8 protein-coding genes and 1 pseudogene are annotated in these 12721 nt (G+C 41.2%); 1 reads left to right on the forward strand and 8 read right to left on the reverse strand.

Going from position 1 to position 12721, the window contains the following annotated elements:
- Positions 1-167: 167 nt before the first annotated feature.
- From EWV68_RS08050 to EWV68_RS08075, 7 genes are all read right to left on the reverse strand, one after another.
- Positions 168-3119: an NHLP bacteriocin export ABC transporter permease/ATPase subunit gene (locus EWV68_RS08050; protein WP_287169429.1), complete on the reverse strand. Its 2952-nt coding sequence runs from the start codon at positions 3117-3119 to the stop codon at positions 168-170.
- A complete protein-coding gene (locus EWV68_RS08055; RefSeq protein WP_287169430.1) occupies positions 3106-5343 on the reverse strand; it encodes an NHLP family bacteriocin export ABC transporter peptidase/permease/ATPase subunit in 2238 nt (745 codons plus the stop codon). Before EWV68_RS08055 ends, EWV68_RS08050 begins: the two co-directional genes overlap by 14 nt.
- Positions 5344-5351: 8 nt before the next feature.
- Positions 5352-6962: an NHLP bacteriocin system secretion protein gene (locus EWV68_RS08060; protein WP_072319907.1), complete on the reverse strand. Its 1611-nt coding sequence runs from the start codon at positions 6960-6962 to the stop codon at positions 5352-5354.
- A 50-nt stretch (positions 6963-7012) separates the two neighbouring features.
- A complete protein-coding gene (locus EWV68_RS08065) occupies positions 7013-8122 on the reverse strand; it encodes a cyclic nucleotide-binding domain-containing protein (RefSeq protein WP_061433438.1) in 1110 nt (369 codons plus the stop codon).
- A gap of 63 nt (positions 8123-8185) precedes the next feature.
- A complete protein-coding gene (locus tag EWV68_RS22070) occupies positions 8186-8425 on the reverse strand; it encodes a DUF7005 family protein (protein ID WP_061433439.1) in 240 nt (79 codons plus the stop codon).
- Between the two features lie 102 nt (positions 8426-8527).
- The gene (locus EWV68_RS08070; RefSeq protein ID WP_199328689.1) at positions 8528-9037 is read right to left on the reverse strand and encodes an aspartyl/asparaginyl beta-hydroxylase domain-containing protein; all 510 of its coding nucleotides are present in this window, start codon (positions 9035-9037) and stop codon (positions 8528-8530) included.
- 269 nt (positions 9038-9306) lie between these two features.
- Complete coding sequence (locus EWV68_RS08075; protein ID WP_204377854.1) at positions 9307-10491, reverse strand: DUF7005 family protein; 1185 nt, start codon at positions 10489-10491, stop codon at positions 9307-9309.
- A 293-nt stretch (positions 10492-10784) separates the two neighbouring features.
- Between EWV68_RS08075 and EWV68_RS22075 the strand changes: the two are divergent.
- Positions 10785-11429, forward strand: a pseudogene (locus EWV68_RS22075) (hypothetical protein).
- A 12-nt stretch (positions 11430-11441) separates the two neighbouring features.
- On the opposite strand, the gene EWV68_RS08090 reads toward EWV68_RS22075, so the two are convergent.
- Positions 11442-12266, reverse strand: a complete 825-nt coding sequence (locus EWV68_RS08090) for a MinD/ParA family ATP-binding protein (RefSeq protein WP_061433444.1) — start codon at positions 12264-12266, stop codon at positions 11442-11444.
- Between the last annotated feature and the right edge of the window lie 455 nt (positions 12267-12721).

Raw genomic sequence — 12721 nt, forward strand, 5'->3', positions numbered from 1 at the left:
GCTGGCGATCGCTGACTAGAGTGTGACACTTCATAATTCTTAGTAATCGCTAAAAGTCTTACTATACAAGGGCTAGAGCAACTTTTGATTTCAACGACCAGGGTGCGGAATGTGGGTATTAAGCATTTCTATTTATTGCAAAGGTGAGATGGTGAGATGCTCCCCGTTTAATCCAACTGTCTTGCTACCAATCTGGCAAATAATCCTTCTTGATTAACCAATTGGTCAAATGTCCCGATTTGAACTATGCGCCCACCTTCAACTACATAAATTCTATCAGCATTGCGAATGGTACTCAGACGATGGGCAATGACGACGCGAGTAGCTTTCAACCTATCTAAGCTTTCTGTAATAATCAATTGGGTTCGGTTATCTAAAGCGCTGGTAGCTTCATCCATCAAAATAATTTTGGGTTTCATCACCAACGCCCGCGCAATCAAAAGCCTTTGTCTTTGTCCACCGGAAAGGTTAGTTCCCCCCTCACTAATCACGGTATGCATTCCCATCGGCATTTGTTTAATATCTTCTGAAAAACCCGCCATTTGTGCTGCTTCCCAGGCTTCTTCCAAGCTAACCAAAGCTCCTGCTGTAATATTGTCAAACAGCGAGCCGGCAGAAATACGAACATTCTGGAGAACAACGCCCAATTGCCGTCGAACTGCTTGAATATTCAATCCAGCTAAATCCTGTCCATCATAGTAAACCGTGCCGCTTAGAGCCGTCTCAAAGCCTAACAATAAACGAAAAATAGTGGATTTGCCACTACCGCTCGGTCCGACGATCGCCACAAATTCCCCAGGTTCAATGGAAATGCTTACATCCTCTAGAATCAATGGCCCATCTTCTCGATAGCGAAAGGTGACATGACTTAAAGTTATCTGTCCTGTTAAACGACCTGGATCGGCTTTAGTAGGATCTGACTCAGGGGGAGATGTTAAAATTGGCTGAATTCTCTCCCATAAAGGAACAATCCCCAAAATATCAGTTAAGGTATTGCTCAAATCCGTTGTGCCTCCTAAAAAAGTGCCAAAGGCAGAATTAAAGGCGAGAAATCCTCCTACCGTCAGTTTAGCCGTAGCGGCTGCCCCCTGAGCTTCACCCATTTGAATAAAGAGGATCGCAAACCAGAATATCCATACTGAACTGATTAAAGAAAGGGCTTCGTTAAAAACCGTTACACTGTCATCAAGGCGCTTGATGGTCGCTTGCAATTTGACTCTTTGACTATATTGTTTTGCCCAAGCAGCAAAAGCTCTTTGTTCGGCGGCAGCAACCCGGAGTTTAGCCACCCCATTAATCAGTTCTACTGTTAACCCGGTAATTTGACCATCAATGTTTTCTTGTAATCGTTGTTTTTGAATAATCTGTTTACCCGATACGAAGGTGATTAGGGCAACGAGGACAGATAAACCGATGGCAATAAAAGTTAAGGGAACACTATAAACAAACATCAAGGCGAGGTTAATTAGAGAAAATACAGCACTCAACAACGTGCGTTGCGTTGCTCCACTCAATTCTCGGCGAATTTGACTGATTCCCATCAGACGATTTAATAAGTCACCAGAGGCATATTTGCGAAAAAAGCTGGGGCTAAGTTTGAGGAGTCGCTCCCACACCGCAGGCTGTAAATTACTATCGGCTACATTTTCTATCCTTATAGTTATAATTCCTTGGGCTAAACTAAAGATAGATTTACCAAAGGCTGCCGCAATTAAAGCCAAACCCAGTTGTGCCAAGAGAAGGCGATCGCTATCAGGAATAGCATTATTGATTAAAATTGCCGTTGCTTGTGGCGTAACCATTCCCAGGAGGCTACCTACTAATCCAAGTAAGATGAGCCAGAGTAGATCTTGCTGATGACCTTTAATGCCAAAATAGAAAATTTCCCAGACATTTTTCAGGAATATCGGCAAAGGCCGATAAAACATATAGGCATCAGGAGCTAGGTTGGCGGCTACTTTCGCCGTCACTGGAATGCGTTGATGGGATTCGGGAATAAACAAGACATATTGATGCTTTTGATCGGGTAATAAAGCGACTGGATTTTGATCGCTACCTAGGTAAGCTAATAGTGCTCCATAGTTTCTCTTCCACCAATTATGAGCTAGATACACTCGGCGAGTGGAGAATTGGGAGGCTCGAGAGATTGCCTCTAGGGGATCTTTAACTCGATTGATGTCTTCTGAATTAGCTGGGGGGAAAACCTTAATTCCCAAACTTCGTCCGACCGCTCCAGCGGCTACCAGTAGAGAGGAGCCAGGTTGCCAAAGGTCAGGTTTTTGGGGTTGCAAAACAGACATCAACTCTCCCATAGAGCTTTGCATGGCCCTACGGTTAAGTTGTTCTCTTTGCTGAAAGCGGCCAAATTCATCTTCTGTTTCCAGTTCTTCGACCAGGCTAAAGTAGTAGAGGCAATAGCGGTGTAGCTGGGCCAAACTCCTCGGTAAATCTTCTAGGTTTTCTAAGTCTTCCGTCAGACAGCTATAAACTTCAGTCGTCGTTTCTGCAGCTAAACATATATCTGAAGCCAAAGGAATCATCGGTAAACCCGCTTCTAGTTTCAACGCTTCACACCCCATCCAACGCATACTACCCTGATTTACTTTTATCCAAAGAATATTTTTTTCCTCTTCTCTTTTGCCAAAAAGCATCAATCCCTGGCCTGACAGCAAGGATAAAAAATGAGTATTTTGAATATAAATTCTATCGGCAGGTAAGGGGGAGGGGTTTGGTTTTTGAGCGATCCATTGACTAATATGATTTAGCCAGCCTTGTAAAAGCAGTCGGGCGGCTGGATCGCAGTGGCTGATTTGCTCCACTAAATCTCTCAAGGTAAGTTTTTCCAAAATCGCTTCTTCGAGAGCGATCGCTAAAATTCCCCATTGTTGTTCTGGGGAAAAGCCTCCGACTATTTCTGAACCAAAAATAGCTTCCCCAGCTTGAATAGTAAACATATAGGATCGAGTCTTGGCAAGCTTAGATGCTTCTACTTGCATCGCAAATAGTAGTAGCACTCCCGAACGTACCACCCAGACTGTGTCCGGCCAATCTAATAGGAGAGATTCATTGCTGTGGAGTTGAGCAAATTTTGGCTCTTGCTCTAAATTAGACTTGCTCATCAACGTTATCCTTTCTCCTTTCTGTACTAATTAAACGCGTATAGATTCCCTCTTGAGAGCGCAATTGTTCATGATTTCCCCTCTGTACCACTTTACCCTTATCTAAAACAATAATTTCATCACAGTCTCGAATAGTACTGAGTCGATGGGCGACGAGAATACAAGAACACCCTCTACGCCGCAGATTACGATCAATGATCAACTCGGTTTCTGCGTCTAAAGCACTTGTCGCCTCATCTAAGACCAGCAAAGCCGGATTTCTCACCAATGCCCTAGCGATTTCTAGTCTTTGGCGTTGTCCGCCACTTAAGTTCATTCCTCCCTCACTTAATTGGCTATTATATCCACCTGGAAGGTTAAGAATCAGTTCGTGAATAGCTGCATCTTGACAAGCTTTAAATAAATCAGCATCGGGAACAGTTGAATCCCAAAGAGTTAGATTTTCCTTAATTGTTCCCGCAAATAAAAATATCTCCTGTTCTACCATAGCTAAAGAATTAGCGAGGACAGATCGAGGGATTTGGCTGCGCTCGATACCATCTAAAAGGATTTCCCCTGACCAAATCGGATAGAGTCCTGCGATCAATTTAGCCACCGTTGATTTCCCCGATCCACTGCCCCCCACTAAGGCGATTCTTTGCCCGGGTTGTAAAGTAATGCTCAGGTTTTCAATGAGGGGTGCGTCAAACCGACTGTAGCCAAAAGTTAGATTTCGCAACTCTAGTTTTCCATATAGACGAAAAGAGATTCTATTAACTGTAGCTGAGTCATCCGAATTTTCTGATTGGGCAGATTTTGCCATGGGATCGATGGGATTTTCTAACACATCATCCAGACGCATTAGGTCTGCTTCTAAATCTTGTAAAGTGCTACCAAAATTGACTAAATCATTAATAGGCTTGAGAAATTCATTAGTAAGAGATTGATAGGCAACTAACATACCAATACTAAGGCTACCCGTCATTACCCGCCAGCCTCCGATCAAGAGGATTAAGCTGGTAGCAAGGGCTGTCAATAGCGCGGGCAAAGCATTGATAATCTGGGTAGCCAAGGCTAATTGCTGTTGAGAGTTAAGGCTTTTAGTGTAATAGCCAGCAAATTTTGTAAATAAATCTGATTCTAACCCACTTGCTTTCACAGTTTCGATCGATTGAATTCCCCCAATAGCAACGCCGAAAACTTTGCCAATTTCTTGAGAAACTCTGATGTTGGTATCAACGCGATGGCGAGATAAGGTCTGTAATGCCAAGAAATTTAAGACGGCAAAAATAATAGTAATCACTGTCAGTAACCAATCATAGAAAGCCATTAACAAAGCATAAAAGACAACCATAAAGGTATCAATAACGGTTGTGGCTAGTTTTCCTGAGAGGATGGTTGCTATTTGGTCGTTGAGTTGAGAGCGACTACTAATTTCCCCTGCATAGCGTTGGGCATAAAATCCGATGGGTAACCGCAGTGTATGCCAAAGGAACTGCCCTGACATTGAGATAGAGAGCTTGATCAACAATCGTCGTAAGTAAAGAAGGCGCAAACGAGCTAAAAGTCCTTGTAATACCGTAGTGATTAACATTCCCAAAATTAGGGGACGAAGCCATTCGTAGCGGTTTTCTATCAGCAAATCATCCGTAAAAACTTGAGTAAAAGCAGGTATCGCTAGACGTGGGATCGTTAGCAACAATCCAGCTAATAGACAAAACAAGAGGGCTTGCCGAGAGGTTTTTAAGCGAGATGTTAAGGTTTCGACAATATTCTTTTTTTTGCCTCCCTTCTTAAATTGTGCCCCTGGCTGCATCACCAAGACCACACCTGTATAACCCGAATCAAATTCTTCGGCGGAGATAGTTCTCGGTCCGACCGCTGGATCGTTAAGATAGACTTTATCGCCTTGTATTCCTTCAACAACCAGAAAGTGATCGAACTGCCAAAAGACAATATAGGGAGGTTGTAATTCTTTAACCGAGTCGAGAGATTTTCTAAACCCTTTGGCTTCTAACCCATACAGTCGGGCTGCTTTGAGGACGTTAGAGGCTTTAGTGCCATCTCGAGATACACCGCATTCTCGACGCAGTTCGGTTAAAGGAACGATTTTGCCATAATAACCTAGAATAATCCCCAATGCTGCCGCTCCACATTCAACGGCTTCCATTTGTAACAGGGTGGGGGTACGGACACGATGCTGCTTATGATATCCTAACAATTGAGCCTTCAACTTGCTGATCATCTTTTTATTTAATTAAGACCTGTCAAAGAACGGAGAATCGGAATAACATAGCTGATCGGTCTTCTTTCTCCCACTTGAATCTGGATTTGTGCGGTTGTCCCACCCGATAGTTCAAGAACAGGACCTTTTGATGAAGACCACTTGTAGCCATTGTTAATGTTGTTTGAATCCCTTTCAAGCTCAGCAATCACTTGAATGCGGGGTTGCTGCCCGCTCAAGCTCTGAGCTAATTCAGGATTGCCGACTATAGTAGCGATATCCTCAGTTGTTACGGAAAAAGGGGAAACTTCAGTCACTTTTCCCAAAATTCCCCCATAACGTTCCCGTTTAATCATACTGGGTGTTATTTGAACTTGCATACCCTTCTGAATTTGTTTGCCATCTTTATCGGGAAAATAGGCAATACCGACTAAAGAGCTATCCGGTTTTTTAGTGGCAAGGGAAGCAATCCTGCTGCCTGCATTTATCACCTGACCGCTAACAATATTTACTTCTAATACTTTTCCTTCGTAGGGACTCAAAATTTCACTTTTATCTAAGATGGATTTTTGCAGTTCAGCAATACCTCGCTTCACTTCAGCAATATTGTTGGTTTTATCGATTAATGATTCTTTTTCCTGTTGATTAAGTTTGGCTTCTTCAACTTGAATTCCCTGGATTTTTATTTTGAAATCATCGATCATATTAAGACTTTGTCGATACTCACGTTCCACATTAAGTATTTTTACATCCGTATCTTTGATTTGATTTTCTAGATCCCTAACGCGATCACGATTTTGTAGTTTTTTCTCTTGGGTATTCGCCCGATCTAATCTAATTTGTTTCAATTGAGTTTCTATTTCCGATTTTTGAGTGAGAGAGCTATAATAATCTCTTTCTGCTGTTAGGTATACATCCTCGGTAATTAAATTTTTATCTAAAAGATTTTTGATATTCACACTTCTTTGCTTTAGCTTAGGTAGCAATTCTTCATATTGTTGAATTTGACTTTTCAAACTATTCTCTTTGGCTTGGATAGCTTGAAAAGTTTTTTCTTCAACGTCTTGGGCTATTTTGGGGAATTCATCTAAGACGTTTTGGTAGTTTTTTCTCAGATTAACTAAAGAGTCAAGATTTTTTTGGCGCAAATCTAGGGAAATTTTCTCTCTTTGTAAGCTCCGCTCTAAATTCATTCTCTGTGCAATTAGATTTTGTTTTTCTAGAGCAATTCGCTCTTTTTGTAACTCAATTGTCTGTCGGTTTTGTCCTTGCAGTTGAGCCAGTTTTTCTTGTTGTTGCTGAAGTTGTTTCTTGAGAGCAGATTGATCGACTGTTGCAATTATTTGATTTTTCTTAAGGATGGAATTGGGTTTAATATATATTTCTAAAACTTGACCTTGGGTTGAAGACTGTAGCTGAACTACTCGTCGGGGTTGAATTAATACTCCTGTACCACTAATGTTAATGGGAATTTTTCCTAAAATGCTCCAGATTAATGTAGCCACTGTCAAGGCTCCTATCGTTGTTAAAGATAACCAAGCTCTAGGATTAACCACTTCCATGAGTTCGTCAAGTCGCTCTGGAGATGAGAGTTTTTCTAGAGATTCCTTACGAAATAAACTGTCCTTTGGCTCTGGCATAATCATGTCCTAAACATAAATTGTGAGGAAATACTAATTAACTTCTAAATCTAATTTGCTTTTAACTTTAATCGTTTTAGCATCCAATCAAGTCTCGCACCCCCTAATGTGAGATTATCCATAGTAGCTACATCGATCTCATCTTCATATACTTTATCCTCTGATAGGCTTTGCCCGATTTTATACTCAGTTCTGCCATAGCCTAATCGACTGCTCAGGTTTTGTAACCTCTGGGATAAAAGCATAACAACAACTCGATAGAAGCGGGCTGCCATTGCCACATCTTGTTCTAATTTGAGCAGAAATTTTTGTCGAGGTATTTTTAAAACGGTACAATCTTCTAAAGCTACATAGGTTAAAAAAGAAAGAGGTGTGTCAACAATCGCCAACTCTCCCACGATCTCGCCTTTGGCTATCTGTGCAATTTCTCGTTGCGGCAGTTCATGGGTTTCTTGTTCATTCTCAAGGGATGCAAAAATACTACTCAAAGGGTTTTTTCTTTCTTCAGAAACCAATACAGAAATCGTTCCTTGCATGATAACATAGAGGTTTTCTACGGGCCGTGCATCCGAAATTATAATTTCACCAGTTTTAAATTCTTCTAATTGACCTGAAGAGACCATCCAGTCAACATCACTATCACTAAGTTCCCCAAAAATCAGAGGGACATCTTGTAAGGGAGGAATTTGTCCCATTTTATGAGTCAAAAAAAGTTGAACTAGGTAATTAAAATGGTCTAGAAGCAATATAGCATTAGCGCGATAAAACCGTGAGGCAAAACCTAGATCTTGCTCTAGTTTGTCTCGTAATTGCTCAGCAGGTACGACCAAGACCAAGACGTTATCGAGGGATTTGACGGTAGTAATTGAGGGGCTAGTTTCAGAAAAAGATATTTCTCCAAACATTTCTCCCGGCTCAAAACGGGTAATTTCTTTCGTTGATTCTTGCTCTTCTTCCAAGGCCGCAAATATCTGGTCCATGCGATTTGGGTTTTTTGCTATTGTAGCTACAAGAACTCCTTGAAGAATGATATAAAAGTTATTAACCGGATGATGTTGCTCAACCAATACAGTTTGCGCTGGAATTTGCTGGCGATCTCCGTGGGTTTTCAGCCATTGAAAATCACTATTATTTAATTGTTGGAGCAGTACGTTTTTCATTGTAACTCAACCATTAACACTCATTTTACTCTAGCATATCTTTATTTTGTCGACAACTAGCGATTAAATCCCTACTCCTACCTCTGGGATTTCCTCCATAGCTCTATTCAGGAGTCCCATGGCCTGAGTTGAAGCTAATTCCTCAAGTCGAAGGCTGGTCAAAGCGTACAACAGTGCGGTTTCTTGTCGTGAATTCCTTGGCTGTTTTATGTATTGCTGCTCAAATCGGGCTAGATTTTCTGCGGCTGTTTTAAGTAATTTCTGTAAAATTTTAAACGCTCCTGGGGATAAAGCTGGATTCACTGTGAGTCCTAATTGCTGAGCACTTACGTTGAGAGATTAGGGAAGACTGATATTGAGAGAAACTCAATTAGAAAGAGTTGACGACCTGCCAGTCATCATTCATTAACTCAAACAATAAGCAAGCAATCTCCTTATCTGTTCACTTTTCTTAAAATCAATTAATAGAACAGTTCTATAATTCTCACTGTGGTTCCAAGCTTCATGCTCAACAGTATCGTCAAAAACTAAGCACTTACCTTCTCCCCACGTTCTCGTTTCCTTTCCCACCCTAATGCCACAGTTTTCTGGAACTATTAAACCTAAGTGGCAACGAAGTACTGCTTGGGAGTAGCCTAGATGCGGAACAACAGATGTTCCTGGTGCTAATCTGGAGAATCCTGCTGTAGTCATGCCCGGAATAGCTTCTATCAATCTTGTTGTTGCTGGACACAGCCGACAGTTATCAACCATTTTCTCTTGAAAAGCATAAAGTCCAAAAACCTGCCAACCTTGATTATATAGAAACTTCTCTTTCCAGTCAATGAAGTGCTTTTCCTGAAGCTGGTCTAATTCCTGTTTGATCAAAATCCAATTTTTTTCTAGCTTATTTGTGAACGGAAATTCAGAGGTCATGTAGAACATCTTTAGATTAGTGCCTCATTTAGAATATATACATAAGGTAACCGTTCAGGGGGGGGGGGTGTCAAGCAGCCAGTGGCATTGACTCTGTGGAAGGACTCTCCTAGAACAGCAGAGAAGGAGAAGCACTGCCTTTCCTAGAGGCGCAAATCGCTTCGGTCATGAATTTCCTGACATTTGGGAGTTCTGGGGAGTTCCTGTTGACTTTCTCCTCTAGTCCCTATTTTGATAGATTACCAGATTTCGTCCCCCCCCCTGAACGGTTACCCTACCTCTGGGATTTCCTCCATAGCTCTATTCAGGAGTCCCATAGCCTGAGTTGAAGCTAATTCCTCAAGTCGAAGGCTGGTCAAAGCGTATAAAAAAGCGGTTTCTTGCACGGAATTCCTTGGCGGTTTTATGTATTGCTGCTCAAATCGGGCTAGATTTTCTGCGGCTGTTTTAAGTAATTTCTGTAAAATTTTCAACGCTCCTGGGGATAAAGCTGGATTCCCTTTATAGTTTTCTAGTCTACCGCCTGAACGATATGTAGGAAAGGATTCTAATCCGAGAAAATGCAAAAACCAATCGACCTTGTAATATCCTAGAGCCGCCACGATGCCACGATAATCTGCGATTAATTCATCATATAGATTATTCTGCATTGAATCAAACCACCGCCGCGTAATATAATGAGTACATTCATGTTCTAAGCGAATTTTCAAGGATAGTTCTAGCCATTGACTTTCGGTGAGTCCTAATTGCTCGGCTCTTACATTGCTATAGTTGCCTGTACTTAAGATAATGAATCGATCTTGATACAATTCTTTTTTGAGAATAAGGTGTTGGAATTCCAACTGCCAATCGGCCTCATCACAACGGTTTGGATTGCGATCTATCCATTGTGCTTTATACTGGCGTATTCTCTCCCAGTTATTATAGTTTCCCACTGTACAAGCTCCCATTGAATCGGGTATGAGATAGGGTTCATTGCGTTTTGTCAGTGCTTGAACTAAAGTTATAAAATCAGCGCGATCGCCAGCAATAATGACAGGAATCAACCCCGCTAGGGTTTCATGAACGATCAGGGATAATTGCTCTGGTTGTTTAAAAGTTAAGCCCGTTTTTAACGACATCCCTTCTTCTGACTTGCCTTGCAGGGTAGCTTGGCGATAATCTGGCGTTTGACTGATGCCTTGCTTAATGGGAAACTGAAACTGGACTAAATGAGCTTTAAGAGAGGCATACACGCCAATTTGCTGAGATTCTGCCATATATTGTAACCAAACCTGTATGTGGGGTTCGGGTTCTTTGGGCAAAGTTTTCCGATAATAAGCATGATTAAATTTATTTTGATTGTAAGCCAGCAATTCTTGAATTTCCTCGACACTAGCTCCATAGTCAGCTAACACCCTGCCAGAGAATTCTAAAGAATTCATCGATAGTTGTGGCGATCGTCTCTCACTCATAAAAATTTTTCCTTATTTTAGCCATAGGTTAATTATCCCCTAAGTGCAGGACGAAAAGCTTGAAAAGTAGGCAGGAGTAAGGTTTTATAAGAAATAGCACTAATCTCGAAAATCCTCTGAACTGGTATAGCGATCTAAAGCAGGCTCTCTAAACCCATCTAGGGGTACTGCCTGTGTCCTGGGAGCATCTCATTTATGCAAGTGAGTAATTATACTTATCCCTAAAACTGTTTTCTAGCAAGGCTTTCAAAATAGCTTGACATAAAACCTGATTTAGGGGTTACAAAGGTGAGATGCTCCCTGTGTCCTCGGCAGGGGATGGTGCTGGAATTTCCTTTCTCGCAGTGTTTTTACTCGCATTGTTCAAAGCCAAAACCGTCAATCTTAGCGATTTAGCAGTGGGATTTGGGGGGAAAGCTATCAAAGAGTCTAACTATCAAAGATTACCGCGTTTTTCCCCAAATTTCGCTTCTGAAATCTCTAAAATTATTGTCGGTTGGCTAAATCTCCCTCAGCCCCAGATGCTTAGTCTTGTTGGTAGATGATCGAAAAAACGGGAAACTCTGATCAGGTTAGAGTATGCGTTTCCTTGAAGAGATGCCAAAAACTTTTCCCGCCGCCGAGATTTGTTGTTTGTGTGCCGACTGGGATTTTGTCGGTAAAGCTTGGTTACGTTATCTTCTCCTAGACCTGACCTACCTTTCCGAATCGAGATTCGGGCTACCGACAAGATTGAGCGGGGTGAAAAAACCTTGGCGGACAAAGTAGTTTTTACTCACTTGACAAAGGGAAAATCCTAACAACTCAAAGGAGATTGTCGAATTTGGGTTAATCCTTTTTGCTTAGGTTTTGACCATCCTCGTCATCTGATTCTCAACGCTTCTTTGCCTAATCATCGAGATTTTTTTCATTCCCTACAATTTTTGTTCTGCATTTAGAATTATAAAATGCTAAACACACTCCATTATAAAGGGTTTGAGATCGCAGGCATCATTCATGTGATAGTCAGAATCTTGTTGCTCTATTTGTTCTGCTATCTGTTTTAACACTAGAGAAATTGGGTGGTTTGGGTATTTCAGAATAAAAAGACCTTTGCTTGCCAGTCGGAGCATATCACAAGTGTCAGGGATCATCCCTATAATAGGTGCCTTATGAGTAGATTCGATTTTTCGACGAAGTTCGCCAAAATCATAGCTGTCTACAATTTTGTTAACAACTAGAAATAACTTCGGAACTTTAAGACGACTGGCCACATCTAGGGTGACAGCAGTACCTCGCATATCTTGCTCATCAGGGGTAAGAAAAAGTAAAACAATATTGGAAATCGTTAAAGATAGCAAAGTTTCTCTATTGATACCAGGATGGGTGTCCAGAAACAAATAGTCAAGCTTCAGTAATTGAATTAATTCTTCTATACCTTCCAATAACAACTCTGTATTAAATCCCTGCCGTAAAATCCGAGAAATATCGCTCACTTGGATACTTGCAGGAATCATATAAATTAGACTATTTTCTGTTTGTTGTTCTCCTAGCACCGAGGTGACATCGTAAGCAGATTCATTGATTTTACATTTCTGCCAAAGAAAGTCATTTAGGGTGTATTTGATATGCTTGTCTTGTATTTCGAAGAGGATATGAATTCCAGGAGAGGGGAGATCTGTATCGACAATCGCAACCCGTTTCCCCTGACAGGCAAGAATGGCGGCGATATTAGCTGTAGCGTTGGACTTACCCGTACCACCTCGATACGAGTGAATAGAAATGATTTTAGACATAATATTCAGGGTGAGAAAGGTATCTCGAAAAATTGATAGCCCAGACGTTATATAGCGCTTTTCACGTTACTGAGGTATTGACAAGTTTTGCCAACAAAGGGTTTAAGTTACTTGCCCATACCTCCTTCTCATGAAAACTGCTATAATCATACAATGAGTAAGAACAAAGAGGCAAGCAAACGGGAGCATCTCAAACTTGCCGGACAAATGGACTACCTAATGATCGCAGGATTGATAGTGACTGCCAATATAGTTTCTGATGCAGAAATGTTGAATCAGTACATAAAACTTTACATACAAGCTGATGAGAACAGGTGTTCGCTTAGAGAGATTAAATTGGCTCTTCGTTACCCTTTATGCTAAATCAACATACAAGATGCCAAGATAACATACTTCTAACCCAAAAATTCCGAAAGTTTCTAAAGCCATAGCCTCTCCGTTTTATTAGTTTAAGT

Origin of the sequence: Microcystis sp. M_QC_C_20170808_M9Col (assembly GCF_007095495.1) — a bacterium.
GTDB lineage: Bacteria > Cyanobacteriota > Cyanobacteriia > Cyanobacteriales > Microcystaceae > Microcystis > Microcystis aeruginosa.

Coding starts and splice junctions, on each gene's coding strand:
- EWV68_RS08070 (WP_199328689.1), bottom strand. CDS start 9,037: ATGACCTCTGAATTTCCGTTCACAAATAAGCTAGAAAAAAATTGGATT.
- EWV68_RS08075 (WP_204377854.1), bottom strand. CDS start 10,491: ATGAGTGAGAGACGATCGCCACAACTATCGATGAATTCTTTAGAATTC.
- EWV68_RS08050 (WP_287169429.1), bottom strand. CDS start 3,119: ATGAGCAAGTCTAATTTAGAGCAAGAGCCAAAATTTGCTCAACTCCAC.
- EWV68_RS08055 (WP_287169430.1), bottom strand. CDS start 5,343: ATGATCAGCAAGTTGAAGGCTCAATTGTTAGGATATCATAAGCAGCAT.
- EWV68_RS08060 (WP_072319907.1), bottom strand. CDS start 6,962: ATGCCAGAGCCAAAGGACAGTTTATTTCGTAAGGAATCTCTAGAAAAA.
- EWV68_RS08090 (WP_061433444.1), bottom strand. CDS start 12,266: ATGTCTAAAATCATTTCTATTCACTCGTATCGAGGTGGTACGGGTAAG.
- EWV68_RS08065 (WP_061433438.1), bottom strand. CDS start 8,122: ATGAAAAACGTACTGCTCCAACAATTAAATAATAGTGATTTTCAATGG.